The sequence below is a fragment of the Haloarchaeobius caseinilyticus genome (assembly GCF_051207395.1).
Taxonomy (GTDB): Archaea; Halobacteriota; Halobacteria; order Halobacteriales; family Natrialbaceae; genus Haloarchaeobius.
Genome location: NZ_JBPJZC010000002.1, coordinates 62,670 through 88,789 on the forward strand (window position 1 = coordinate 62,670; position 26,120 = coordinate 88,789).

Below are 26,120 nucleotides of genomic sequence, written 5' to 3' on the forward strand. Positions count from 1 at the left end.
AATGTACGAACACGACGTACTCGTGGTCGGCGGCGGCGGCGCGGGTCTCCGCGCGGCAATCGCGGCCCACGAAGAAGGAGCAGACGTGGCGATCGTCACGAAGCTGCACCCGGTTCGGTCGCACACGGGCGCAGCAGAGGGTGGCATCAACGCCGCCCTGCGTGACGCGGACAGTTGGGAAGACCACGCCTACGACACGATGAAGGGGTCTGACTACCTCGGCGACGCCCCCGCAATCGAGACGCTGGCGCAGGACGCGCCGGGCGAGGTCTTCCAGATAGAGCACTGGGGGATGCCGTTCTCCCGCGAAGAGGACGGGCGCGTCTCCCAGCGCCCGTTCGGTGGCCTCTCGTTCCCGCGGACGACGTACGCGGGCGCAGAGACCGGACACCACCTGCTACACACGATGTACGAGCAGGTCGTCAAACGGGGCATTCAGGTGTACGACGAGTGGTTCGTCACGAACCTCGCCGTCTCCGACGAGGAGACGCCCGAAGACCGCACGTGTCACGGCATCGTCGCCTACGACGTGCAGTCCGGCAAGATTGAGGGCTTCAAGGCGCGACAGGGCGTCATCCTCGCGACCGGCGGCCCGGGCCAGGCGTTCGACCACACGACGAACGCGGTCGCGTGTACCGGCGACGGCTACGCGATGGCCTACCGCGCGGGTGTCCCGCTGGAGGACATGGAATTCGTCCAGTTCCACCCGACGACGCTGCCCAGCACTGGTGTGCTCATCTCCGAGGGTGTCCGTGGTGAGGGCGGTATCCTCTACAACGCGGGCGGTGAGCGGTTCATGTTCGAGTACGGCTACGCGAACAACGACGGCGAACTCGCCTCGCGTGACGTCGTCGCTCGTGCCGAACTCACGGAGGTCAACAACGGCCGCGGGTTCGAAGACGAGTACGTGATGCTCGACATGCGCCACCTCGGCGAAGAGCGCATCATCGACCGACTGGAGAACATCCTCCACCTCGCAGAGGATTTCGAGGGCGTCGACGGGCTCAAGGAACCGATGCCGGTCAAGCCCGGTCAGCACTACGAGATGGGCGGCATCGAGACCGACGAGAACGGTCACACCTGCATCGACGGCCTCTACGCCGCGGGCGAGTGTGCCTGCGTGTCGGTCCACGGTGCGAACCGCCTCGGCGGGAACGCACTGCCCGAACTCATCGTCTTCGGCGCTCGTGCCGGTCGCCACGCGGCCGGTGCCGACCTCGGCGAACCGAAGATCGAGACGGGCGAGCGCGGCGACATCGAGTACGACGAGACCGAGCTGCCCTACAAACCGGGCGAAGTCGACATGGAAGGTCCGCAGACCGCCGCCGGTGCCGCGAAGGCGCGCTCGGACGGCGGCGCGGTCGCCACCGACTCGGACAGCATCGTCCGCGGTGCCGTCGAGAGCGAGCGTGCTCGCGTCGACCACATGATGGAGAAGGACGAGGGCGTCCAGCACTCGCAGATTCGTGCGAAACTCCAGAAGACGATGACGCAGAACGTCAACGTCTTCCGCGAGGAGGAAGGTCTCAAGCAGGCACTCCGCGACATCCGCGAGATTCGCCAGGCCTACCAGGACGTGTACGTCGCCGACCCGTCGCGCACGTTCAACACGGACCTGCAGGCGACCATCGAGACGCGCAACCTCATCGACATCGCCGAGACCATCACGCTCGGTGCGCTCGTCCGCACTGAGTTCCGTGGCGCACACTGGCGCGCGGAACACCAGGAGCGCAAGGACGAGAACTGGCTGAAGCACACGCTCATCAGTTGGCACGAGGGTAACCCGACCATCTACTACCGGCCGACCATCCTCGAAGGCGAGGACAAGAAGTACGAGCCGAAAGTTCGCTCGTACTAACTGGCTCGCACCTTTCAGTTCGCATCGCCCGTCCCGGCGAATCGAAGGCGTATTGCATGCGGGACGGATTCTCTTCTGACGGAATGTTACTCACAGGGACGGTCGTCGTCGATTCGACGACGGTCATCGAAGACGGCGCGCTGGTCGTCGATGGCGACCGAATCGTCGCCGTCGGTGAGCGCGAGTCGGTCGTCGCGGCCCACGGCGGCGACGGCCACGAGCGGCGGTCGTACGACGTCCTCGCACCGGGACTGGTCGGGGCACACGTCCACTCCGTGCAGAGCCTCGGCCGTGGACTGGCCGACGATACGGAACTGCTGGACTGGCTGTTCGACCACGTGCTGCCGATGGAGGCGTCGCTCACGGCCGACGAGATGGAGGTCGCTGCGCGACTCGGCTATCTGGAGTGTATCGAGAGTGGCACCACGGCGGTCATCGACCACCTCTCGGTCGCGCACGCCGACCGCGCCTTCGAGGCCGCCGGCGACGTGGGAATCCGTGGTTTGCTCGGAAAAGTGCTGATGGACAAGGATTCGCCCGAGGGCCTGCAGGAAGACACACAGGCAGGTCTCGACGAGTCCGAGCGACTCATTCAGGAGTATCACGGCGCCTTCGACGACCGCATTCGATACGCAGTCACACCACGCTTCGCCGTCACCTGCTCGGAGGCCTGTCTCCGCGGGGCGCGTGAACTCGCAGACGAGTACGACGGCGTGCGCATCCACACGCACGCGAGCGAGAATCAGGGCGAAATCGAGACGGTGGAGGCCGAGACGGGCAAGCGCAACATCCACTGGCTCGACGAGGTCGGTCTCACTGGGGACGACGTGGTACTCGCACACTGCGTCTGGACCGATCAGACCGAGCGCGAACTCCTCGCCGAGACCGGCACGCACGTCACGCACTGCCCGTCTTCGAACATGAAACTCGCCTCCGGCATCGCGCCGGTGCTGGACTACCTCGACCGCGGTGTGAACGTCGCGCTGGGCAACGACGGCCCGCCGTGCAACAACACGCTCGACGCCTTCACCGAGATGCGACAGGCGAGCTTGCTGCAGAAGGTCGACCACCTCGACTCGACGGCGATGCCCGCCCAGCACATCTTCCAGATGGCGACGCGAAACGGCGCGAAGGCGGCCGGGTTCGACCGCGTCGGGAAGTTAGAGGAAGGCTGGAAAGCGGACATCGTCGGCCTGACGACCGACATCACGCGCGCGACGCCGGTCCACGACGTGTACTCGCACCTCGTCTTCGCCGCCCATGGCGACGACGTACGCTTCACGATGATCGACGGCGACGTGCGCTACGACGACGGCGAACACGTCGTCGACGCTGCAGCAGTGCGCGAACAGGCCCGCGAAATCGCGGCTCGATTCAGCTAGGGGATACTTCTTTACCCATTTCGGGAGAACGCCGGAAGGAGGAAGGGTAGCTCAGTGGTAGAGCGCGCCGTGGCTTCGCCCACGGCGGACGTGTAAGGCTTCGCGTGGTTCAACTCCCGCCCCTTCCGCTCGTTGTCCGAACGATAGTGAGGACACGAGCGGTGACTGCGGGAGTTGAGCAGCGAGCGAGTGGAACGAAGCGAGTGAGTTCGAATCCCGCCCCTTCCGCTCTCTGTTCGAGCGCCAGCGAGAACGAGAGCGACGACGGTGGGATTCGAATAGCGAGCAACTTCGTTGCGAGTGAATTCATCCCGCCCCTTCCGTTCTCCGGTGAGCGACGGCGGTCACGTCGGCTCAAAGACGGTACTTGACACATCGGCTCGTGCCTCTGTCTGTCACAGAGGTATCGAGAAACATCGCCGCAGTGTACCGTTTTTCCGTTCGAGTGAACCCAGATTCTCAGTTCCATAGAACCGAGAATTACAGTCTATTTATATGTCGATACCCCTCATCTATTGAGATGTAAGAGGAAGATTACGATGACCACCCAAAAAATCCAGACCGGCAGCAACACCTTCGAGAGCACCCTCGCCGGCATCCACGTCGAGGGAAAGGCACACAGCCTGAGTGCGTGGTTCGTCCTCTCGCTCCGGCTCATGATGGGGTACGCGTTCCTGCACGCTGGCTGGGACAAAATCGCCAACCCGTTCGACGCGAGCGGCTACCTCGTCCACGCAGCGGGGACGAACGGGAACCCACTGGCCGAGATGTTCGTCTGGATGGGTGAAACCGCCTGGTTCGTCGACTTCGTGAACGTCGCCGTCCCGTGGGGCGAACTCCTCATCGGCATCGGACTGCTCGTCGGTGCGCTCGTCCGCCTCGCGGCGTTCTTCGGCGCACTGATGATGCTCATGTTCTACTTCGGGAACTGGAGCATCGAACACGGCATCATCAACGGTGACTTCGCGTACATGCTCGTGTTCCTCGCCGTCGCCGCCTTCGGTGCAGGCCGCATCCTCGGGCTTGACACCCTCATCGAAAAGTACGAACTCGGCGGGCAGAAGCTCATCGAGAAGTACCCCAGACTCGACTACATCCTCGGCTGAGCCGGTGATTCACCGACTCGTCGTGAGTCGAACTGGTCCCAATTTTTGCTATCACTGAAATTTTGCTTTCGCTGAGTCGATGGCTGGCGTTTCGTTCGTCTGTGGCTCGTCTATGCTGATATCGCGGTCATCGAGAGCCGAAACTTACGACAGTAGTCGAACCCGAGTTTTATTATCGTCGAATGTCCTTGGAGAACTACCATGAGCACGACGTCGCAGACGCGCACGAATCGTTCGACAGCACTCACACAGATAGACTCACCACAGGCGAAGCTGGTGTACCTCTACCTCGACACGGCTGGCGAGACGACGACGGCGACGCTCCAGACCGAACTCGGACTGGACAAGCTTTCACTCTATTCCATCCTCTCGACGCTCGACCGTCGTGGGCTGGTCGAGCGAGACGGCCTTGATGCGGTTCGCGTGGCTGACGCGGAGTAGCGTTCTGGAGAAACCAGACAGTCAGTAAAACCGGTCGTACAGCACGTCGCCGACGAACGAACCGATACTCAGCGGGAGGAACACGAACCCGAGCGCCTGCAGCATCAGGAACGTCAGCCAGCGCGAGAGTGGTTCGCGCGGCGGCCACAGCGCAGGGAGTACGATGGTGAGGTAGTCCCAGAACACTGCTGCCAGTATCACTGCGACGACGAGCGAACAGCCGACTCGGACACCGACGCGGTACACGTCGAAGTCACTCGTCTGTGGCGGGTCCGGCCACGACCGCTCGTCGTCGTCCATGGCCGGGCTAGGCGGCACCCACTGAAGTACCACTCGTCACGGACGTGCGACAGGGTAGATGATACGAGAAAACGACCGGCTCGTACGCCGAGACGAGTGTTACAGTTCGATGCGGTCGACGAGGTCGTCGGCCTCTTCGGTGGACTTGATGGCGACGATGCGGATGTATTCTTCGAGCATCGAGTCGCGGAGTTTCGCCTTGAGGAGGTTGTCAACCTGATAGACACCGGCCGCGCTCGTCATCTCGATTTCGACGAGAACAGCGTGGTCGTCGCTCGCTTTCAGGGTGACGTTCTTGATGGCCTGACTGGAGAGCGTGTTGATGCCGCGCCCACCCTTCTCGTAGGGGATACGCGACCGACCGGACTCCATGTCCAGCGCGTCAGCGACGCGAACCACGCCGGCCTCGCGGGTAAGCGGGTGTTCTGCGGTGTGGTGACAGAGGATAGCGTGGAGAACTTCACCTTTGACTCGCACTGCTTCGGGCTTGCTGTAGAACTCGGGGAGGATTCGGTCGAGTTCGTCCGAGGCGAGTGGAATCGAGTAGTAGGAGTGCTCGTCGCGGTGGACGACGTGGCCGATGTCGTGCAGCGTCGCAGCGAGTGCGACGATGACGGCCTCGTCTTCCTCGTCGAGTCCCTGCTGGTGTGCACCGTTGAAGTCGACGCCCGCACGCTTCAGCAAGTCGTAGAGACAGAGCGCCCGGTTGCGGACGATGGAGATGTGCTTCGGGCCGTGGTCGTTGTACCCCTTGCGGTCGACCGCGTTGACGTTCTGCGCTTCGAGGTAGGTCTGAATCTCGGGATCGTTGTCGATGTACGTGAGAACCTCGTTCAACTTCTCGTCCGGAAACGCGTGCTCGTCCGTCGGCGTGTAGGTCCGGCCTGCAAGGTCTGCTTGGTCTCGTGCGTCGCTCATATCAGAATCCTCATCCCGGGGGTAAAAAAGGTCTTCGCGCGTGTGAATCTCTCTCGCGTCGTGTTACTCCTGCGCAGCGTCCGCCGCCTCCTGCACGTCGTCGTAGTCGGGCATGACGCTGGGGTCGTCGCTGACCCACGACCACGCGACTTTGCCGTCGCCGTCGACGACGAAGACAGCACGCTTCGAGACGCCGTAGACGCCGAGGTCTGCGAAGTCCATCCGGACGCCGTAGTCGTCGATGACTTCCTTCTCGAAGTCGCTCAGCAGTCCGAACTCGAGACCGTTCTTGTCGCGGAACTCGTTGAGCGCGAACGGCGAGTCGACGGAGATGCCGTACACCGTCGCCCCGACGTTCTCGAACTCGGCCAGCTGGTCCTGGAACGTACACATCTCGGTCGTACAGCCGCCTGTGAACGCGCCAGGGAAGAACGCGAGGACGATGGGGGCCTCGCCGAGATTCTCGGAGAGCGTGAAGGACTCGACATCGCCGTTTGCGAGCGGTACCGTGAAATCAGGTGCGTCGTCGCCTACGTCAACCATTGCGTCTCCGCGTTAGGCCACCCGAGGCAAGTTCGTTGCGCTCTCGGTTGTTTCCGTCCGAATCGGGTCGAAGCCTTCGAATCCCGCCACTGTTCGGGCCAGAATAACGATTTGCTGATGCGTCCGAGCAAAAAGGTTATAATTCGCAGCGGGTTAGACGAGGATAGAGATGGCACTCGAAACCACAGCACTGTTCATCGGGGGCGGCCTCGGTGGACCCGAAGTAATCGTCATCTTCCTGATCGTCGTCCTGCTGTTCGGGGCGAACAAGATCCCGAAGATTGCACGGTCGACCGGTGAGGCGATGGGCGAATTCCAGAAAGGGCGCGAAGAAGTCGAAGACGAGCTCCAGCAGATGCGCGAGGGCAAGACGGCATCCAGCAACCTCGACTCCGAGACGACCACGACGACGGAGACGACCGAGTCCGTGGAGTCCACGGATTCGACGACCGAGGCGGTCAGCGAGACCGAGAAGACGGACGAGAACTGACGCGACTGTTTTTATTTCCACGCGGGCGTGTGGCCTAGCGGATAGGGCAGAAGGTTCCTAACCCTCTGATCGCGGGTTCGAATCCCGTCACGCCCGTAATCGTGTTCGAGCGACAGCGAGAACCCATTACGAATCGTGCGGGGTTCGAATCAGGGAGCGAACGGAGTGAGCGACCGTGGTTCGAATCCCGTCACGCCCGTCTCCTTCGCTTCGCTCGGTCGACGGCCGTGACGTACTCCCACTCGCTGACTCACGGCTTCGCCGTTCGTCTCGCGGTTTTCGCCTCGCTCCGAACCGCGCACCGCTCGCGGGAGTCCCGTCACACCCGCTCACTTCGTCCGCGTGAATCCAGTCGCGCTCAGCATCTGTTCTGTGGAGTAGTGACTTGAGCCACGTTTTTCATTCCGCGCGCGAATCCGTACGGTGGATATGATGGATGAGTCGTCGCCGTCGATGTCGGGTTGTTTGGTGCTAATTGCACGAATTCGTGACGTTCACGCCTCGATGGCCGGTGTCGACGACGACAATATCTCCACTTTCCTGGCCGGACGGGTGGATTGTGCTGGCAAGTAGATGGCAAATACCCGATAAAGAACAAAACGAGTGGCTTTGTATTTTCGAACCAGAGTGAGAAATAAATTATTGGTTGACGACGGTATTTCGTCAAAAAACCACCCGAAGGCGGCCGGATAAAATGCAAACCAGTCAACTGTTTGAACGGAGTAATCTCCGATTATCGACCGTGATAACCTGTGGAAGGTTTTTTGGTGGGACAGGAAAAGGGGTAGGCAATGGCTGTGAACGACGCCGACGGAACCGAGTCGAATCAGTTCGAGGGGGCTGATGAGTCGGATTCCGCGTCGGACGTGAGTTCGTCGTCTGGGCCGACGACGGGCTCCAACACCAGAGTGGGAACCTACACGTGGCGGGATTTCATGACGGAGTACGGATACGAAAACGAAATCTCCACACTCTACTCTGGCGTTACCCAACAGACGACCGACGATTCGGAACGACTAGGACTCGGGAACAGTGAAGGCGAGGTCGAGACGGCACCCCACGGTGACGCGTGGAACCGTGTCGACTTCGACCCGGAGGTGTATCTGGGGTACCACCCGGACGACCTCGCAGAACGCATCACGGAACACGCGAGCAACGGCAAGTGGCTGTGGGACCACTTCGCCGAGTACTGCGACCCGGAGACGACGCCCGTCGTCAAGGACGAGTGGACGTGGGAACACTTCAAGTGGCAGTACCACTACGACGACGACGGCGAGATTCCACACGACTCGAACGGTGACAAAGTCGAGTTCGACTCGTCTGAATATCTCGGCTTCGACGCCGACGACATCGAGGGCGTGTTGAGTCAGGCCGACGACTTCGCCCAAGAACTCGACCGCATCGTCGACGACCGCACGGTGAACGTCACGCACGAGGAGGAAGACGAGTTCTTTTCGACCGACGCGGGCAACACGACGGTCGTCAACCGGTACGACCTCGAAAAGGCGGTGCCCTTCGAGAAGAAACTGCACTTCCGTGAGGTCGAACGCTACTGGGTCAACAAGCCCTACGCGTTCGTCATCGTCTTCCACTCCGAGAAGGAGAACGAGAAGAAGTACTACGCCATCGAGCCGTACCGGAACCAGATCGAGAACGACCTACAGGAGTTCATGTCCGGGAAGCTCCGGACGGCGATCAAGTACTCCGACGACGAGATTACCGTCGAAGGCGACGAGGGCGCGCGTCGTGAGGTCATCGACCGCGAGACGAAGCGACTACTCAAGCGCTACGACCTGTTCAAGGGTGGGACGTTGCGTGGTGAGGAGAAGAAAGGGCTCGTCGAACAGTTACGCGACCTCTTCGACACGAGCGAACCGACCGAGGAGGCGCTCGCTGAGCCGGCAACGGTCGCCCTCGACGGCATCTCGGCACGGCCCGAACCGGCCGTCCTCGCCGACGACGCCGACCAACTCTCCGAGTATCAGGTCGAGAAGCTTCTCTACTACCTGAAACGGAACTTCATCGGGTACGAGCGCATCGACCCCATCAAACACGACATCAACGTGGAGGACATCTCGGTCGACGGCTACAATTCGCCGGTGTTCGTCTACCACTCGGGCTACGAGCAGATTATCTCGAACATCTACCACGGGCAGCGCGAACTCGACGACTTCGTCGTCAAACTCGCGCAGCGGTCCGGCAAGGGTATCTCGAAGCGGCGGCCGCAGGTCGACGCGACGCTGCCGGACGGCTCTCGTGCGCAGTTGACCCTCGGGAAGGAAGTGTCCGACCACGGGACCAACTACACCATCCGTCAGTTCAAGGAAGTCCCGTTCACCCCCATCGACCTCATCAACTGGAACACGTTCTCGCTGGACGAGATGGCGTTCTTGTGGCTCTGTATCGAGAACCACAAGTCGCTCATCTTCGCCGGTGGGACGGCGTCCGGGAAGACGACGAGCCTGAACGCGGTCTCGCTGTTCATCCCGTCGAACACGAAGATCGTCTCTATCGAAGACACGCGTGAGGTCGAACTGCCCCAGCGGAACTGGATCGCGAGCGTCACCCGGCCGTCGTTCAGCGACGACTCACAGGGTGACGTCGACGAGTTCGACCTGCTGGAGGCCGCACTGCGTCAACGCCCCGACTACATCGTCATGGGTGAGATTCGTGGTGAGGAGGGCCGGACCCTGTTCCAGGTCATGTCCACGGGGCACACGACCTACACGACCTTCCACGCCGACTCCGTGGGTGAGGTCCTGAAACGGTTCACGACCGACCCCATCAACGTCTCGAAGACGATGTTCACCGCGCTGGACCTCGTCTCCATCCAGACCCAGACCCGGGTGCAGGGGAACAAGGTTCGCCGGAACAAGAACCTGACCGAGATAAACCACTACGACGCGGAGAACGACGAAATCAACGTTCAAGACGTCTACCAGTGGCAGGCGGAGACCGACGAGTACCTGAAGATGGGGGACTCGAACACGCTCGACGAGATTCAGTTCGACCGCGGCTGGTCGCGCGAGAAGCTCGAAGAGGAGCTGTTCATGCGGCGGGTCATCATCGCCTACCTCATCAAGAACGGCCTGAACCAGTACGTGCAGGTGGCCGCGACGTTCCAGGCGTTCATCAACGACCCGCCGACCATCCTCACGCTCATCGCGAACGAGCAACTGGAAGCCAGTCTCGAAGACCTCCGCGAGATGGAGTCCGTCGAGATCAACGTCGACCCGGAGGACGAAGCACTCGTCCCGCGACCGGACCCCGACGACGAGACGTACAACCTCTCACAGGACATCCTCGAACGGGCCGAAGAGTCGCTGTTCGAGGAGTACCGCGGGCAGGGCCTGAGCGGGCTCGGCATCGACAGCGCCCTCTCCGGCTCTGGCGTCGACGACGAGTCCGAACCGACCATCGAGGCGGACCCCGGCGACGGCGACTTCGACTTCGGCGGTGCGGTCGAAGGCGACGACGACGATCCGTTCGGCTTCGGCGACGACGGCGACTTCTCGTTCAGTGCCGAGGCAGACGACGACGATGGGCTGACGTTCGGTGACGACGAGATGGAAGACGGTCCCTCGTGGCTCAGCGACGAGGGCGGCTTCGACTTCGGTGAGGACGAAGAGTTCAGCGGATTCGGTGACGATGGCGACGACGACCAGACGGAGCCGGCACCCGAGGGGACGCCACAACTCGGCGATGGCAAGACCGAGTCTGCCACTGCCGACGCAACAGGAGCCGACACGTCGCCGGCCGAGTCGACGACCGACGACGAGGAATCCACGGTGAAGGCCACGCCCACCGCTTCGTCGACTCCCGAACTGGACGACGCAGATTCGGACGTGAGTGCTGAATTCCCTGCACTCGGCGACAGTGACTCGGCGGCAGCAGAAGAGACTGGCCTCGAACCGTTCGGTGAGACCGACGACTCGCCAGCACCGTTCGAGTCGGCGGACGAAGACGACGGGCCGATCTTCGGAGACGTCGAAGACTCCGGCACCGAGTCGATGTTCGATACCGGCACCGTGCCGGACTTCGGTGACGACGGCGACGATGGAGACGAGGACGGCGAGTTCTTCGGTGCGGACGACGAGCCGTTCTTCGGCGAGGACGACGACGTCGGCTCTATCTTCGGCGAGGAAGACGGTGATGCAGTGTTCAGCGACGACGGCACGGACGAACCGGCTGACGACGGCGGCATGTTCGACGCTGTCGACGATGCGGACGACGGCGGCGGCTCGGTGTTCGGCGGCGAAGAAGCCGACGCGGGTGACGAGTCCGACGCGGACGATGACAGTGAGTCAGTGTTCGGTGACGATGCGAGTGCTGAAGAGAGCACCGACAGCGACAGCATCTTCGGTGGCGAGGAACCGTCGGAAGACGACGATGACGGTGATGCCGAATGAGCCTGCAGACGAAGGGAAACACGGGCGGTGGCGGGTTCGACACCTCGTCCGACTCGCTGGGCGACCTGTTCTACCCGGTGTACGAGCGACTGTTCTCCTCGGACTCTGATTTCGTCGGCGACGTCGAGAGCAAACTCGCGCAGGCGCGCATGGCCGACACGGTCGAGATGTATCTGTCGCGGTCGCTGGCCATCGGCGTCATCAGCGGTGGGATGCTGTGGTTGCTCGGGACGCTCATCGGCTACTTCCTGTTCGCGACGGGAATCATCCCGACACAGAACCTCCTCGGGGCGACCATCCCGAACGAGACGCTCCTCTGGCTGGTGCAGACGCTCAAGGTGCCCGCACTCATCCTCGTAACGGGATTATTCCTCGGCTCGATAGGGTTCGCTATCGGGTTCGGCGCGCTCGTCGCGGTGCCGTACTCACGGGCGTCGGCGCGAAAACGCGAGATAAACATGCTGTTGACCGACTCGGTGTCGTTCATGTACGCGCTGTCGGTCGGCGGACTGAACCAACTCGAAATTCTGGAGGCGATGGCGCGGGCGGAGGACACCTACGGTGAGGTCGCCAAAGAGTTCCAGTCCATCGTCCAGGAGACGGAGTATTTCGATACTGACTACCGGACTGCGATTCGGAACCAGGCGATGGAGACGCCGAGCGACGAACTGTCTCAGTTCCTCACCGACATGCTCTCTATCGTCAACTCCGGCGGTGACATGGAAGGCTTCCTCTACGACAAGAAGGAGAAGCACATGCGGACCGCCAAGCAGCAACAGGAGATGACGCTGGAGACGCTGGAACTGTTCGGCGAGATGTACATGACGCTCTCGCTGTTCCCGCTCTTGCTCATCATCATCCTCGTCATCATGCGGATGCTCGGCGAGGCGCAGGTGACGATGCTGTTCGCGACGGTGTACGGCCTCATCCCGATGACCGGCGCTGGCTTCCTCGTCCTCGTTTCGACGGTCAAAGAGGACGAACCGGGTGATGGCTACCTCATGCCCGACGACGCGGGCGACCGCATCTCTGTGCAGCAGGGTGCCGGCTTGCTCAATCTGGGTCTCATCGAGCGGTTCACCGGTGAGTACAGCGTCTTCGACCGCATCAAGAACAAGGAGGGGACGCACGAGACGATCAAGGTCCTCAGTGCGCCCCACATCTTCTTCCGCGACAACCCGCTGTACACGCTCGCGCTGACGATTCCGACGACGCTCGTGTTGCTCGTCGTCGCGATGGTGTCCGGTGCGGTGCCCACGTCGTGGGGCGGACTGGTCGACAACCCCGTCTGGGGGACGTTCGTCTACATCTACCTCCCGGTCTACGTCATCATGCTGCCGCTGGCCATCTTCCGCGAGTGGAACATCCGGTCGCGCAAGACGGTCATCACGCACATCTCCGACAACCTGCGCAAACTCTCCAGCGCGAACGACACCGGTCTGACACTACTGGAGTCGCTGAAGACTGTCTCGGACACGACGAGCGGGAAACTCGCCCGTGAGTTCGAGACGATGCACGCGAAGGTGAACTACGGGATGAGCCTGAAACACGCGCTCGTCGAGTTCAACAACGATTACCACATTCCGAGACTGGCTCGGACGGTCAAACTCATCTCGAAGGCACAGGAGGCGTCGAGTCAGATTACGGACGTGCTGACGACGGCCGCACAGGCCTCCGAAAACCAGGACGACATCGAGCGCGAACGGAAGTCGCGCACGCGCATGCAGGTCGTCATCATCATCATGACGTACCTGACGCTCCTGGTGGTCATGGCCATCCTGAAGACGCAGTTCCTCGACGTGCTGACGGGACTGAACGACGCCAGTGGTGGCGGTGGCGGCGGCGCCGCGCAGAGTCAGAGCTTCGCGGGCAACGTGAACACGAATCGGCTGTCGCTGCTGTTCTTCCACGCGGTGACCATGCAGGCCATCCTGTCTGGGCTCATCGCAGGGTACATCCGTGACGCCGACATCCTGAGCGGCCTGAAGTTCGTGCTCGTCTTACTGACCATCGCACTCGGTGTCTGGGCAATCGTCGCGTGATGTCGATGAAATCGATTGGACTCACACTGTCTGGCCGGGACGACCGGGCACAGACGACACAGGACTTCGCGGTCGGTATCAGTGTGTTCCTGCTCGCGGTGGCGTTCACCTTCGGCTTCCTGCCGAGTCTGTTGACGCCGTTTGGCTCGCCGATGGGTGACGACATCACGTCGAAGTCCGACCGCGTCGCGGCGACGCTCATCGAGGACCACAACGTCGACGGCGAGCCGCGGACGCTGAACAACAGTTCACTCGAATCGTTCCTCGCAAGCAATCCGTCCGGCGACGAGTTGCGAGAGTACTTCGGCCTGCGGGCGACCGCTGACGTGAACATCACCGTGGTGAACGTCACGGCGAGTGGGCCACCGTACCAGGAACTCCTCAACGCGACCGGTGGCAACATGACGGCCGGAGACTCGTATCGAGACCAGACGCCAGCGGCGTCGACGACCCGGATAATCGTCGTGACCGGTGGCCACTGCGATGTCGAGTGTCAGGTGGTGGTTCGCGTATGGTGAGCGACGACAGCAGGGGGCAGGCGTACACGCTGGAGGGGTTCATCGGGGCCATCGTCATCCTGACGGCGGTCCTGTTCGCCCTCCAGTCCGTCGTCATCATGCCGACGACCTCTGGCAAGGTGAGCAAGGACGTGCAAGAACAGCTCCGAACCGAAGCGACGGACGTACTGACCATCGCTGCCGGCGAGGACGAACTGTCGTGCCAGACTCGGTACTGGAACGACACGACCAGCGAAGCGACGTTCGCCAGTGCCGTCGACGACCGCATCGGGTACGGACCAGAACCTCCGGACTCTGTGGCGAACTGTACCAGTGGGCCGACGCAGTTCGGCGAGATGTTGAACCAGACGTTCGGTGAACAGGGCCGCGAGTACAACATCATCGTCTCGTACCGGAACGCGAGCGACCCGACGAAGACGCACGAGGAACGGATGGTGTACCGCGGCGTCCCGACCGAGTCGGCCGTGACGGCGACGTACACGGTGACGCTGTACGACGACCAGCGGTTACTCGGACCGTCGTGTGGCACATCCTGTCCGACGCTCGGGACGGCGTACGCGAACGACTATTTCCCGATACCAGATGCGGCAGGGCCGAATAATCCCGTCTACAACGTCGTGACGATCACGGTGATCATATGGTGAGAGCAGACGACCGGTCACGAGCACAGCTCGTGCTGGTGGGCGCACTCGCCATCGCGTTCATCGTCCTCGGTATCGTCGTCGTCTTCAACACGGTGCTGTACACCGAGAACGTCGACAGCGCCGGGAGTGCATCGGCTGTCGGCGAGACGGTCGAGTTGCAGACTGAGGCCGGCGGAGACGTAGCCCGTATCGGTCGCGCAGTGAACGAGGGGAACCAATCGGTCGGTGTCGCCAACGGCATCGAGACGCAACTCTGGCGGAACGTCAGTAGCTACAGTCAGCTGTTACGCGAATCCTACGCGACGGACTCGCCGGTGATAGTCGACGTCACCATAAACAACGGGACGGGCGAATCCGATTATGGTGCGCGCGTCTCTCACGATGACGGGACGACGTTCGACGACTTCGGACAGAACTGGTTCGTCTCGACGGAATCTGACTCGACGGAGGTCGCTCGCTTCAACATGACGGTCGACCGTAGTGCCTTCATAAACGACTGGGAGGATTCGTTCCACCTGGCAGTGCTCGGGACCGATTCGAGTGGCGACTACGCCTGGCGTGTGGTCAGGTTTTACAACGACTCGGGCGGCGGGAACGTGGTCGTGAACGTGACGGAGGACTCACAAACCGGTTCGCCCGGAACGAATTTCTGGACCGATTCGCAAGCAGGCGGTACAGAAGTCTGTGACGAACCTGCCCCGACCGAGATCGACGTGAACGTCACGAACGGGAGCATCGCCGGGACGAGTTGCGAGTTCGACTTCACGGACGGATTGGAACCGCTCCCGGGCGAGGAAGGCTACGCGATTGCGTTCAGAGACTCCGACAACGTCTCTGGCACGTATTCACTGTTGATGAGCAATCGTGTCAGGGCCGCATCGACGTTCAACAGCGCCGCGTCTGGGAACTCTCCGTACTACACGGACATCCTCTGGAACGCTTCGGTGACTGTCTCCTTCGAGAGCCAGACGACGAGCTCACGAACGACCTACACCGTCCCGCTTTACAACACCTCACGATGACCCGAAACGTCTCACTCACCGACGACCGCGCCGTCTCGATAGCCGTCACGCACGTCCTCACCGTCGGTATCACGACCATCCTCGTCGCGGGCCTCCTCATCGGCGCGGGCGGCCTGCTCGACGAGGAGAAGAGCGACGCGGCGCGAGACGAGATGCGGACTATCGGGAACCGCATCGCGGCCGACATCGCGAGCGTCGACCACGCCGCACAGAACTCCGGGTCGAGCATGAGTTTGCAGACCAGCCATCCGACACGGATTGCTGGCGGTGGCTACGCGGTTCGGCTCCGACAGGAGTCGTACTGTGCGGCCAACTTCGACGTGCCGAGAGAGGTCCCACCGGACAGTGCGTGTCTCGTCCTCGAGGCCTCGTCGACGAACACAGTCGTCGTCGTCCCCTTCGATAACTCGACGGCCGTTTCGACCAGTGCCGTCTCTGGCGGGTCGTTCTACGTGTACTACGACGGGAGCGAGATAACCATCCAATCCGACCGGCCAACTCTGGCGATTCGGGCTTCCGCGCTCGCGCCGCCGGATACAGGCGCTCGGTTCGGAGAGACGGAGGGAGCAGCATGAAGGTTTTCGAGGAGCGTGCCGTGAGCGACGTGCTCGCGTTCGTCCTCACCTTCGGCATCATCATCACCTCGGTCGGACTGGTGTACGGTATCGGCTTCGCCAGTCTCTCTGACTTTCAGGAAGGTGAGCAGAAGACGAACGCCGTGCGCGCGTTCGACGCGCTGTCGACGACGTTCGACGACATCCAGGCAGGCAAGGGTCCGGGACGCTCCGGGTCGCTCGACCTCTCCGGCGGGACGTTGCAGGTGACCAACGACACCGACATCGGCGTCACGGTCGAGGACGGTGGCGGGACCGTCCTGTGGAGCAGCACCCAGTTCAACAATAGCAGCGGCTCGCTGCAGTACTCGTTCGAAGGGACCGACGTGGCCTACGAGAACGGAGCAGTGTTCCGGAAAGACGGCGACAGCCCCGTGATGGTCAGTGAACCCTCGTTCAGCTGCCAACGGCCGGCGTCGGGTCCGAACCGCGCTGTCGTCTCCCTCGTGGTCCTCCGGAGCGACGAGAACGCTATCGGCGGGGACACGAACGTCGAGATAATCAGCCGAAAGACGGCGTCCACCTCGACGTTACAGTACATCTACCCAGACCGGACCGGCGGCGGCAGAGGGAGCGTCGATGTCTCTGTGACCGTCGACGACTCAGCGTACGAGACTGCGTGGGGCCGCTACTTCGACGACAGCGACAACGACTGGACCCGGAGTGGCAATACGGCTACCTGCACCGGCGCAGATACCGCCATCGTTCGGGTGACCGTCGTCTCGGTCGAATTCCAGTGACCGAACGGGTCTGACGGCTGACGGCGGTTCCCTACGGCTCGTTCGGGTGCTTCTTTCGTGGCAGTTTCTCACGTGTCTCACTGAACCGTCTGCTTGCGGTTTCGACTCGTCTCTTGTGCCGTGACGAATCGCGGGGTTTATACCTCAGTGCCTACCACTTTTCGATAGCGGGCGCTTAGCTCAGTCTGGACAGAGTGCTTGGCTTCGGACCAAGTTGCCGCGGGTTCAAATCCTGCAGCGCCCACTTTTCCTGCGAACAACGTGAGCAGTGAAACGTGTCTCGAGAAGGGTTTGAACCAGGGAGCGAGCGTAGCGAGCGACTGTAGTTCACAATCCTGCAGCGCCCATGATTTTGCGAGGAATCGCTAACTTCGAGTGCCGTCTGTCGACCGTTCACTAGCCGTTGCTCGGCAAGAACGCGGGGTCGACGTGATTCAGTTCTAGAATCGTATCGAAGTAGTGGTAGAAGTCCTGATAGAGGTCGACGCATTTGCCGTCGTCTTCGTACCGAAACGTGTGGAAGTCGCCGACCACGGCACAGTATCGCTTCGCGCGGGTCAGAGCGACGTTCAGTCGTCGTGGGCCGTCGGCCGGTCGGCCGAGGAAACCGACGCTCCCGTCACTGTTGCTTCGAACGAGTGAGATGACGATGGCCGTCTTCTCACTGCCCTGGAAGGAGTCGATAGTGTCGACCGTAATCTCGTCTTTGACAGCCGTGTGCGTAGCGAGCATCTCTCGCAAGAGCTCCACCTGTGCCGTGTAGGGCGTGATGATGCCGATTTCGTCGCCAGAAACGTCGTCCAGCAGGGATTGGACGAGGTGGACGACGAGTCGGCCCTCGGTCTCGTTCGACCGGGAGTGCTCCGAGACGGTCACCGACCCGCCGATGTTGTAGCCTTCGATGGCAGGTCTGTTCGGGAGTGGTTCGACGGTACGGCCGTTCCGGAGGCTCCGGTCGTAGAAGGCGCGGTTCGGGAACGAGGCGATGTCGCGGTGCATTCGGTACTGGGTCTTGAGTTGCAGTCCGACACCCTCGTAAACACCACCATCGGCGTAGAGGTGTTCGAACAGCGAGAGCCCGTAGCTGGATTCGGGTGGTGCCTCGGTCGCGCTGAACGGGGGTAACTGTCGGTGGTCACCTGCGAGGACGACACGGTTCGCTCGGGACAGCGGGATACACGAGGCGGTACACGTCGACTGCGTCGCCTCGTCCACGACGACGAGGTCGAACTCGCGCGGAATCGTCGCGGCACTGCTGTTCGTCGCTGCGACGACCTGTGCCGTGTCGTCGACGGACCGGTATCGCTCTCGGACCACGGCGTGTGGTGAACGTCCCGCGTTCACCCGGTCGAGGACGAACTCGCCAGACCCGCATTGACTGTGTGCGTGTAGTGACTGTGGGTCCGCCTCGTCACGGGTCGACGACCCGGCGACGAGGTTGTCTACCGCCTGATTGGAGTCGGCACAGACGAGGACGGTTTCCCCGGCGTCGGCCGCCCGGCGGATTATCTCCAGTAGCGTCCGTGACTTTCCGGTTCCCGGCGGACCGTGGATACAGAACAGGTCGTCTGCCAGTAAGGCGTAGGTGACCGCGAGCTGTTGTTCTTGGTTCAAGCTGGTGTCGAACGTCTCGCTCCGTGCTGCCGCGTCGTTCGAGAACGTGACGGGGCCGTCGCCGGCCAGCACCGCCGACAGGCGATGGTCCGTGAGTGTCTCGACCGCGTCCCGTTCGCGGTCGAAGGGCACCGGGTTGAGGAGCGCCGAGAGTCCGAACGAGTGGTCGGACGTGAGGTAGCTTCCGATGCGGCCGGAGTCGACGACGTCGCTCCAGTCGAGCGTGAGCCAGACGTTCAGTCCTCTGATTCGTTCGACTTCCGCCTCGACGGGGAAGACGCTCGGTGCGTTTTCCGCCGATGCGTGGATGAGAACTTCGTTCCCCTCGTAGATGGCGAACTCGTTTCTCACGAAGAACGCCCAGTCGTCGCGTTCGTCTCGGAGCGGGGGGTCGAGTTCGACACGGAACTGGTACGCACCGTCTTCGACGCCGCGGGCGGAAAGTGACGGAATCGCTGCTTTGCCTTGTTCGTACATTTCACGGGGGGAGCGCGAACGAATGCGTTCGCGGTTCGTCTCGCGTGTCGCGGCACGTTCGTTCTCGACGTACGTCGTGAATTCGTCGAAAAGCCGGTCCGAATCGACCGGGTTTCGGGGGTGCTCAGTGTCGTCTATCGGTGCATCGTACCCTTCCGGGACCGTTTCGGGGAGGTAGTCCGAGTGCCAGAACCGGAGTCGCTTCGCCAGTCGGGTGGTCCCGAACTCGTCGGCTGCGATGGTCTCGTACCCGTCCTCACTCCCGACGACGAAAATCGGCCCCCGCAGTTTGTGTTGGGTAAACCGGACGAATTGGGTAGTCGGCGTCGCGTCGTCGGGGTCGTGCAGCGGAACGCAGGTTCCGCCGCTCTCGTCGTCTCGCAGGGAGTCGTAGTGGCTGGCGAACGCTGCGACAGGGCGGACTGGAATTTCGTCACCAGTCGAGTCGAGGTCTCCCGGTTCGAGTGTGTAGAGCGAGGCGTCGCCTACGGAGAAGGCATCGACTGCGTGTTCGAACAGCAGGGACATTCGGCCGCTCCTATTCGGGTATAGAACATAACGTTTCGCGTACCGTAGGTCCCGAACCGAAGGAGCCCGGAGTCTCAGTCTGTCTGGTCGGCTAGTTTCGAGAGCAACGCCCGCGCGTGTTCCATCTCGTCTTCCACGATGGTGTGCGCCATGCCCTCGTAAATCCGCTCGGTCACGTCGCCGCCGAGGGCACGCAGCACCTGCGTCGTCTCGTGGACTCGTTCGACCGGGATGTGTGGGTCCACGTCGCTACAGCCGATGAAGACGGGCGTGCCGTCCAGGTCTCCCTCGTAGTCGAGGTCCATGCCGTCGGGACCGATGACGCCGCCGCTGAAGACGACGAGTCCGCCCCACCGTCTCGGATTGCGGGCGACGTACTCGCTGGCGAGGCAGGCGCCGTGCGAGAAGCCGCCGAAGGCGATTCGGTTGTGCGGGATACCGGCCTCAGTGAGGTGGAAGACGGCTTCGTCGATGGCGGCGAGTCCGTTCGAGAGCCCTGGCTCGTTGGCCTCGATTGGGGCCATGAACGAGTTGGGGTACCACGCGCCGCCGGGGGCTTGCGGTGCGACGTAGACGACGCCGTCGGTGTCGAACTGGGCAGCTAACTGGAGGACGCTGTGGGCGGTCGACCCGCGGCCGTGGAGCAACACCATGGCAGCGTCGGCGTCGTCGAGTGCTGCACCGGTAGTTGCGAACTGAGAGTCGGACCCCGACATCACTGCGCCTCCATAGTGGGGTCAGCCAGTGCTGGCAATTCGGCTTCGAGGCGGTCACGGTCGCCTTCCAGCCACGGTGGGAGTTTGAGCGAGGAGCCGAGTTCGCCGAGCGATTCGTCGGTGTCGAAGCCGGGGCCGTCCGTGGCGATTTCGAACAGGATGCCGCCGGGTTCGCGGAAGTAGACCGACCGGAAGTACTGGCGGTCTTTCTGGGCGGTGACGTGTTGCCCGCATTCGTCGAGTGCCGTCGCCAAGTCGGCCTGTTCGGCGTCGTCAACCGCTCGGAACGCGACGTGGTGGACCGTCCCGGCACCGGGGACGCCGCGCTCACCGTCGCGCGTGAGGAGGTCGACGACGGTCGCGTGGTCACCGTCTGTCCGGTATCGGATTCGGTCGGGTGCCTCGTTCACACGCTCGTAGCCGAGTGTCTCCAGTACCGAGGCGGTCACGTCGGTGTCGAGGCTGTGGAGCGTGACGCCGTAGAACCCGCGGATGGCGTGTTCGGCTGGGACCGGACCCTCGGCCCACGGTTCGACTCCAGCCCCAACCTCGTCGGTGGCGACGAGTTCGAACGGCTGACCGTCGTGGTCACGAAACGGGACGACCGTCTCACCGAAGCGTTCTTCGGGGACGTTCGCGTCGACGCCGAGCTCGTCGAATCGTTCGGTCCAGTAGTCGACCGAGTCGGCTGGAATGGCGAACGCCGTCGCGTTCGTCTGCCCTTTCCCGACGCGACCCTGTCGTGCGCCTTCGGTCGGGAAGAACGTCAGGGCCGTCCCGGGACTCCCACGCTCGTCACCGTAGTAGAGGTGGTACGTCGTCGGGTCGTCGAAGTTTACGGTCCGTTTGACGAGACGGAGCCCGAGGACCGACGTGTAGAACTCGACGTTCCGCTGTGGGTCGCTCGCGATGGCCGTCACGTGGTGGATTCCGTGCGTCGGCATGATGTCTCTGCGAGTCCGTACGGTCTCACCGGATATATGCCTCATCTGACAACCCCGTCACCAGGGGACGTGCGTGTCAGGTGCCCGTCGGCAGTGGGCTAGGGGTATACAGTCTGACGCCGGCGACGAGTGAATCGAAGGAACACGAAATCGGTCGCCAGTCAGTTTCACGATGTTAGTAGGTTCGAGGGTGAACTACTAAGTGTGCACTCGCCGTAGAACGGCGTAGATGGTTACTCCTCCGGCCGAAGACGACGACAAGTACAGCGAGTCGGCCTGCCACGTCATCGACTCGCTCGAACAGATCGGTTCGCAGTGGCGACTCATCGTCCTCCACGACCTCCAGGAGGGCGAAAAGCGGTTCAACGAACTGAAACGGTCGACCGACGCCAGTTCGCGCACCCTCTCTCGCGTGCTCGACGACCTGCAAGAGACCGGCTTCGTCGACCGTCGCCTCGAAGAGGACGCGCCCGTCGCCACGTACTACTCACTGACGGCGAAGGGCTGTTCGCTGGCCCCGGTGTTCGAAGCGATTGACGAGTGGGCAGCCGAGTGGATTTCGGGTGACGGTCCCGTCGATGCTGGCGACACGGCTGACACCACCGACGCTGGTGGTGACCTCGGCGACACCGATGCGGATGGACCTGACGCCGTCGAAACCGACGGTGGCGCCAGACAGCGGTCTGACTGATTCTCTCCGCTGGCGGGCGATTTAGGCCGTATCCCACCGCTTATTCGGGTCATAATCATGGGTGTCGGTCTACTCTCCTCCGACGATGCAACGACGGACGTTCCTGCGACGGTCGGCGGCCGGTGCCGCCGCCGCAGTGGTCGGCGCAGGTGTACTCACGAGGAGTGAGCGGTCGGCGGCGACGGCGGACGCCACCCCCGCGGACGACCGAACGCGTGAGACGATTCTCGCCGGAACGAAGTACGAGACCGAAGTCGTCACGATAGACAGTGGCCAGTCCGGGCCGACCGCGGTGGTCGTCGGTGGCCTGCACGGCGACGAGCGCAGCGGGTTCCGGTCGGCCGAGGCGGTCGCGTCGTGGTCGTTCGACGCCGGCACCGTCGTCGTCCTCCCGCGGGCGAACCAACCCGCGATTCGGGCCGACACGAGAGAGAACGACAACGGCGACCTGAACCGACAGTTCACGCCCGGTGACGAGCCAGCGACGAAACTGTCCCGCGCCATCTGGGAAGTCGTCTCTGGGGCCGACCCGGACGTGGTCCTCGACTTACACCGGTCGCGTGGTATCTATCGTATCCATCCGCGAAACGTCGGACAGGCGGTTTTCCCGACGGCGGCCGGTGGTGCCCCCGAGCGTGCGTCGAAGACGTGTTCACACCTCAACTCGAACTACGTCCCGTGGTCGATGCCGCTACACGACTTCCGCGTCGGCAACGAGATGGGCGGGTCGTCGCCCTTGCTCGCGCACAAAGTCGGTGGTGACCTCGGGAAACCGGCGTACATCGTCGAGACGACCATCTTCCTCACCGACCTCGACACGCGCGTCGACTGGACGACCGGTGCGGCCGAACACCTGCTCGCACAACACGGCATCGAGCGCCAGGCCACGAGCGGAGGGAGCCGATGAGCGACCTCGCCACGGTCCGCCGGTGGCTCGCAAGTCGAGCGGTACTGGTGACGTTCGCCCTCCTCGTCGTTCCGGTCGTACTGTTGCGGTTCGGCTATGCGACCCCACTCGCACTCCCGGGCTATCTGATTTTGACTATCGGGAGCGCCGTCGGGAACCGAATCGCTCCCCAGTACGAGCTGTGGGTGTACTGGATTCCGTTCGTCGTCGCTACCTACGGGCTCTCGGTCGTCGTCGGGGCGAGCTACCGCGCGGTTCGGCTCGCTCGTGCCGACGGCTGACCGCTCACACGCCTCGAACACGGTTCAGAAATTCCCGGTTTTTGGAATGTACATGGGTCGTGCCTTTCTGTCTTGGGCCTACAGTTAGGCGCTGGCGCGGCTATGTCCAGATGGGGTTGAATTCCCATGCCCCGAGACCAACGCGGAGACAATCACGGCGCGGGCAAGCAGTCCGCTCGTGGTAACGACGGTCAGCCGCAGAACGAACAGCACGCACAGCAGACCCAGCCACAGGGCCAGCAACCGCAGGGTCAACAGACCCAGCAGACGCAGGCCCGGGGGCAGGGTCAGAGGCGACAGGGTTCGAGGCTCAAAAATTACCTCGCGACGACCGCAGTCCGCTTCGGCGTTGCGATGATCGGCCTCGTACTCCTGTTGTTCGCACTCGGTCAGGCCTTCGGAGCGAACCTGCTCGGCGCCTTCGCGGACGCGTTGTCCACGCAGACCGGGCAGTGGTTAGTTGTCGCGTTCTTCGCCCTGCTGCTCATCGGCGCGGCAGAGCGAGGCCTCTCGTACAGCTAACGAACCGTCTTCGCAGTCCGGTCACTTTTTGCGGCGATTGCTCGACGTTCAGCGACTGCTGTAAAATCGGCACAACTGTGGCGTCTCTCTCGATAGCTCAGTCTTCGATAGGCACCGGGCTATCCGTCGCAATCCAGCCCTCTTTGCTGCCAATCTCTTTGATTTCGACCCAGCCGTTGGTACAGTACACCAGTTTACATCGGCACTCTTGCTGCTTCATACTCCCCCCAGTAGCACGGGACCGACCGCAGTTTGCTACAGAGAGTCATACTGTCGTAGAGGGTGTAACTATTGACCGCCTACCGGACGGCTAGCGGGACGGACTCTGTCACCGAAGGGAGCGTTCGGCGGACAGTACTCTGCGGTAGTGCGACGCGGACGGCAGCGTCTCTCCACGGGTATTTCGAGGTCAGTGCAGACGACCTGACGGCGTCAAACCGTCAAGCAGGCGTGGCCTAACTGATGATTACCCGACCGCTCTGTGCAGCAACAGACGTCCGTTAGTTTCGGTACGGTGACCGTCACAGCACGTTCCGCTGGTTCTCTGTCATCTCCTGCGAGACAGGAGTCCGCTTGTCGAGTCGTACAACTCCAGCCAGTGCTCCCGCCATATTTCGTGTCATGGAAAAATTAAGTACCGATGCCAACAACGACTCTATATGCGCATCTCACCCCGAAGCAGGCCGATTCTGGACGGGGCTGAGAGTACCGAGTGGGACTCGAAGACAGCAGTCGCGTGGGCCCGACATCTCGGCCGCACCTTCGGTTCGAGCGGAGCGCTCTCGGCGCTGTCGTACTACGAAGACATTGGCTGGATCGACAGCGAGGTCCGCTCGCGAATGATTCAGTACGTGCAGGGCCTCCCAGCCGAGGACGGACAGAAAGCCACTGAAACAGGCTCCTCGGACGACCCGTCCGAAGAGATGTTGAGCGGGCCGCTGGCCGACTTCGCGACGCCAGCGTTCGCTCGGCACGTGAAATCACTGGCGTTCGTCGCGGAACTCGCGGGCGACGACTTGCTCACCGAACTGTCGGCGGCGCAGCTCGCAGTTCACACGTCGTCTCGCCAGCGTGAGCGAGCGCGCGCCCACGACCGGCCGGGGACGCGACCGAGAGACGACGAGCAGTAGCCGACCAGTGGCCGAGCAATAGCACGCGCTTCCAGGACTGCCAGCGGCTGGACTCGCCGACTGCACGACGAAGTCGACCGCCCAGCGGTCAGCTACGAGTCGTCACCGGGGTCGAGCCCGAGTTCGTCGTTCACCAGTTCGACCGCTTCTGTGACTGCGCCGACCGACGAGAGATAGCCTGCGCCGACTGTCGCCTTCAGGGTCAGTGCTGCTCGACCGGTGAACACGCTCGGGCCGACCTGTGCGACGGCGCTGTTCCCGACGGTGACGAGCCAACCGGGAGAGTCGAAGTCGAACCGGCTCAGTCGGGGCGCGAAGTCGTTCGCGCGGCCGGCCCGGAGATGCTCGACCAGTCGCTCGACGTTGGTCGCTGCGACCCGTGCTGCGCGGATGGCCGACTGTGCACTGGCGGGGACCGCCCCACCAGCGTCGTCGACGACCTTCGCCGCGTCACCGATGACGAACGTCGTTCGGTCGAGCGCGAGGTCGCTCCTGACAGCCGGGCGCTCGCCGTGGAGTGCGTCCGGACCGCGGATGCCGCCAGTCCAGACGAGTTGGTCGTAGCCGACCGGGTCGTCGTCCGCGAGGCGAATCTCGTCATCAGTCGCTTCCGTGACGGTCGCGCCGGTCCGCACCTCGACGCCTTTGGCCGTGAGCGCGTCGTGGACTGCCCGCTGGAAGTTCGCGGGGAAGTTCGGAGCGACGGTGTCGAACTGTTCGAGCAACGTGATTCGTGCGCCACCGCCTTCCTCGGCACCGAGTTCGGCGAGTTCACCGGCGACCTGAATCCCGGAGAGGCCGGCCCCGCCGACGACGATTCGGCCGCCGTCGTCGAGTGCAGCGAGGAAGTCCTCGCGTATCTCGTGGGCGTGTTCGAGTCGTTTCAGGGGCGTGGCGTGTCGCTCGACGCCGGGTAGGTCGTAGAAGGCCGTCTCCGCACCGAGACAGACGGTCGCCACGTCGTAGTCGAGCGTCGTGTCGTCGGCGAAGTGGACGGTCCGGTTCGCCGTATCGACGTCGGTGACACGACCGATGCGGACGGTCGCATGGTCGACGACCTCGGAAAGCGGGACAGTGATGTAGTCCGCGACGGCTGGGCGGCGGACGACCCGATGTAACTCGTGCTGGACGAGGTGGACCCCGGTGTCGTCGACGAGGACGATTTCCACGTCCGACGGAAGGGACTTCTCCAGTTTTTTCGTGAGTGTCACCCCGGCGTAGCCGGCTCCGAGTACGACGACGTTCATGTCGACTCGTTCGGGTCGTGCGGATTTAGTCGGTCG

General features: G+C 62.7%; 25 protein-coding genes and 3 tRNA genes. 20 read left to right on the forward strand and 8 right to left on the reverse strand.

Features of this window, described 5'->3' with window-relative positions; translation table 11 throughout:
- Position 1: 1 nt before the first annotated feature.
- The 5 genes from ACSC1P_RS11570 (at position 2) to ACSC1P_RS11590 (ending at position 4,787) form a co-directional block, all read left to right on the forward strand.
- Entirely contained in the window at positions 2–1,858 is a 1,857-nt protein-coding gene (locus tag ACSC1P_RS11570; protein WP_435360340.1) for an FAD-binding protein, read from the forward strand.
- 83 nt (positions 1,859–1,941) lie between these two features.
- Positions 1,942–3,240: a 5'-deoxyadenosine deaminase gene (locus ACSC1P_RS11575; protein WP_435360341.1), complete on the forward strand. Its 1,299-nt coding sequence runs from the start codon at positions 1,942–1,944 to the stop codon at positions 3,238–3,240.
- Positions 3,241–3,280: 40 nt separating this feature from the next.
- Positions 3,281–3,368: transfer RNA gene (locus ACSC1P_RS11580), tRNA-OTHER, on the forward strand.
- A gap of 411 nt (positions 3,369–3,779) precedes the next feature.
- Positions 3,780–4,346 (forward strand): DoxX family protein, encoded by a 567-nt coding sequence (locus tag ACSC1P_RS11585; protein ID WP_435360342.1) that lies wholly within the window; start codon positions 3,780–3,782, stop codon positions 4,344–4,346.
- Between the two features lie 201 nt (positions 4,347–4,547).
- Complete coding sequence (locus tag ACSC1P_RS11590) at positions 4,548–4,787, forward strand: TrmB family transcriptional regulator (RefSeq protein ID WP_435360343.1); 240 nt, start codon at positions 4,548–4,550, stop codon at positions 4,785–4,787.
- A 21-nt stretch (positions 4,788–4,808) separates the two neighbouring features.
- On the opposite strand, the gene ACSC1P_RS11595 is transcribed toward ACSC1P_RS11590, so the two are convergent.
- The 3 genes from ACSC1P_RS11595 to ACSC1P_RS11605 form a co-directional block, all read right to left on the reverse strand.
- On the reverse strand, positions 4,809–5,087 hold the full coding sequence (locus ACSC1P_RS11595; protein ID WP_435360344.1) for a hypothetical protein: 279 nt from the start codon (positions 5,085–5,087) through the stop codon (positions 4,809–4,811).
- 99 nt (positions 5,088–5,186) lie between these two features.
- Positions 5,187–6,005: an HD domain-containing protein gene (locus ACSC1P_RS11600; RefSeq protein ID WP_435360345.1), complete on the reverse strand. Its 819-nt coding sequence runs from the start codon at positions 6,003–6,005 to the stop codon at positions 5,187–5,189.
- Positions 6,006–6,068: 63 nt separating this feature from the next.
- On the reverse strand, positions 6,069–6,548 hold the full coding sequence (locus ACSC1P_RS11605) for a redoxin domain-containing protein (RefSeq protein WP_435360346.1): 480 nt from the start codon (positions 6,546–6,548) through the stop codon (positions 6,069–6,071).
- A 169-nt stretch (positions 6,549–6,717) separates the two neighbouring features.
- On the opposite strand from ACSC1P_RS11605, the gene ACSC1P_RS11610 reads away from it, so the two are divergent.
- The 10 genes from ACSC1P_RS11610 (at position 6,718) to ACSC1P_RS11655 (ending at position 17,271) form a co-directional block, all read left to right on the forward strand.
- Positions 6,718–7,038, forward strand: a complete 321-nt coding sequence (locus ACSC1P_RS11610; RefSeq protein ID WP_435360347.1) for a twin-arginine translocase TatA/TatE family subunit — start codon at positions 6,718–6,720, stop codon at positions 7,036–7,038.
- 23 nt (positions 7,039–7,061) lie between these two features.
- A tRNA-Arg gene (locus tag ACSC1P_RS11615) sits at positions 7,062–7,134 on the forward strand.
- Between the two features lie 695 nt (positions 7,135–7,829).
- Positions 7,830–11,447 (forward strand): type II/IV secretion system ATPase subunit, encoded by a 3,618-nt coding sequence (locus ACSC1P_RS11620; protein WP_435360348.1) that lies wholly within the window; start codon positions 7,830–7,832, stop codon positions 11,445–11,447.
- Complete coding sequence (locus tag ACSC1P_RS11625) at positions 11,444–13,489, forward strand: type II secretion system F family protein (RefSeq protein ID WP_435360349.1); 2,046 nt, start codon at positions 11,444–11,446, stop codon at positions 13,487–13,489. The genes ACSC1P_RS11620 and ACSC1P_RS11625 overlap by 4 nt, the downstream gene beginning before the upstream one ends.
- Before the next feature lie 5 nt (positions 13,490–13,494).
- Positions 13,495–14,007, forward strand: a complete 513-nt coding sequence (locus ACSC1P_RS11630) for a DUF7287 family protein (RefSeq protein ID WP_435360350.1) — start codon at positions 13,495–13,497, stop codon at positions 14,005–14,007.
- A complete protein-coding gene (locus ACSC1P_RS11635; RefSeq protein WP_435360351.1) occupies positions 14,001–14,651 on the forward strand; it encodes a DUF7288 family protein in 651 nt (216 codons plus the stop codon). Before ACSC1P_RS11630 ends, ACSC1P_RS11635 begins: the two co-directional genes overlap by 7 nt.
- Positions 14,645–15,673 carry a DUF7261 family protein gene (locus tag ACSC1P_RS11640; RefSeq protein ID WP_435360352.1) on the forward strand — a complete coding sequence of 343 codons (1,029 nt, stop codon included), beginning with the start codon at positions 14,645–14,647 and terminating at the stop codon, positions 15,671–15,673. Before ACSC1P_RS11635 ends, ACSC1P_RS11640 begins: the two co-directional genes overlap by 7 nt.
- Positions 15,670–16,248 (forward strand): DUF7266 family protein, encoded by a 579-nt coding sequence (locus tag ACSC1P_RS11645; RefSeq protein WP_435360353.1) that lies wholly within the window; start codon positions 15,670–15,672, stop codon positions 16,246–16,248. Before ACSC1P_RS11640 ends, ACSC1P_RS11645 begins: the two co-directional genes overlap by 4 nt.
- Complete coding sequence (locus tag ACSC1P_RS11650; RefSeq protein WP_435360354.1) at positions 16,245–17,027, forward strand: DUF7289 family protein; 783 nt, start codon at positions 16,245–16,247, stop codon at positions 17,025–17,027. The genes ACSC1P_RS11645 and ACSC1P_RS11650 overlap by 4 nt, the downstream gene beginning before the upstream one ends.
- 169 nt (positions 17,028–17,196) lie before the next feature.
- Positions 17,197–17,271 (forward strand) — tRNA-Arg (locus tag ACSC1P_RS11655).
- Positions 17,272–17,423: 152 nt separating this feature from the next.
- On the opposite strand, the gene ACSC1P_RS11660 is transcribed toward ACSC1P_RS11655, so the two are convergent.
- The 3 genes from ACSC1P_RS11660 to ACSC1P_RS11670 all read right to left on the reverse strand — a co-directional run bounded on the left by ACSC1P_RS11660 (position 17,424) and on the right by ACSC1P_RS11670 (position 21,306).
- Positions 17,424–19,646, reverse strand: coding sequence for an AAA domain-containing protein (locus ACSC1P_RS11660; RefSeq protein ID WP_435360355.1), 2,223 nt, complete (start codon positions 19,644–19,646; stop codon positions 17,424–17,426).
- Positions 19,647–19,720: 74 nt separating this feature from the next.
- A complete protein-coding gene (locus tag ACSC1P_RS11665; protein WP_435360356.1) occupies positions 19,721–20,362 on the reverse strand; it encodes an alpha/beta hydrolase in 642 nt (213 codons plus the stop codon).
- Positions 20,362–21,306 (reverse strand): ring-cleaving dioxygenase, encoded by a 945-nt coding sequence (locus ACSC1P_RS11670; RefSeq protein ID WP_435360357.1) that lies wholly within the window; start codon positions 21,304–21,306, stop codon positions 20,362–20,364. The genes ACSC1P_RS11665 and ACSC1P_RS11670 overlap by 1 nt, the downstream gene beginning before the upstream one ends.
- Positions 21,307–21,535: 229 nt before the next feature.
- Here ACSC1P_RS11670 and ACSC1P_RS11675 point away from each other — a divergent pair, with 229 nt between their 5' ends.
- The 4 genes from ACSC1P_RS11675 to ACSC1P_RS11690 all read left to right on the forward strand — a co-directional run bounded on the left by ACSC1P_RS11675 (position 21,536) and on the right by ACSC1P_RS11690 (position 23,707).
- Complete coding sequence (locus ACSC1P_RS11675) at positions 21,536–21,997, forward strand: winged helix-turn-helix transcriptional regulator (RefSeq protein ID WP_435360358.1); 462 nt, start codon at positions 21,536–21,538, stop codon at positions 21,995–21,997.
- 85 nt (positions 21,998–22,082) lie between these two features.
- Positions 22,083–22,904 (forward strand): M99 family carboxypeptidase catalytic domain-containing protein, encoded by an 822-nt coding sequence (locus ACSC1P_RS11680; RefSeq protein ID WP_435360359.1) that lies wholly within the window; start codon positions 22,083–22,085, stop codon positions 22,902–22,904.
- Complete coding sequence (locus ACSC1P_RS11685) at positions 22,901–23,185, forward strand: hypothetical protein (RefSeq protein ID WP_435360360.1); 285 nt, start codon at positions 22,901–22,903, stop codon at positions 23,183–23,185. The genes ACSC1P_RS11680 and ACSC1P_RS11685 overlap by 4 nt, the downstream gene beginning before the upstream one ends.
- A 126-nt stretch (positions 23,186–23,311) precedes the next feature.
- Complete coding sequence (locus ACSC1P_RS11690; RefSeq protein ID WP_435360361.1) at positions 23,312–23,707, forward strand: hypothetical protein; 396 nt, start codon at positions 23,312–23,314, stop codon at positions 23,705–23,707.
- Positions 23,708–23,804: 97 nt separating this feature from the next.
- Here the strand turns inward: ACSC1P_RS11690 and ACSC1P_RS11695 are convergent, their stop codons facing one another.
- Entirely contained in the window at positions 23,805–23,927 is a 123-nt protein-coding gene (locus tag ACSC1P_RS11695) for a hypothetical protein (protein WP_435360362.1), read from the reverse strand.
- A gap of 439 nt (positions 23,928–24,366) precedes the next feature.
- Between ACSC1P_RS11695 and ACSC1P_RS11700 the strand changes: the two genes are divergently transcribed.
- Positions 24,367–24,837, forward strand: coding sequence for a FlaD/FlaE family flagellar protein (locus tag ACSC1P_RS11700; RefSeq protein WP_435360363.1), 471 nt, complete (start codon positions 24,367–24,369; stop codon positions 24,835–24,837).
- Between the two features lie 92 nt (positions 24,838–24,929).
- Here the strand turns inward: ACSC1P_RS11700 and ACSC1P_RS11705 are convergent, their stop codons facing one another.
- The gene (locus ACSC1P_RS11705; RefSeq protein WP_435360364.1) at positions 24,930–26,084 is read right to left on the reverse strand and encodes an NAD(P)/FAD-dependent oxidoreductase; all 1,155 of its coding nucleotides are present in this window, start codon (positions 26,082–26,084) and stop codon (positions 24,930–24,932) included.
- Positions 26,085–26,120 lie beyond the last annotated feature (36 nt).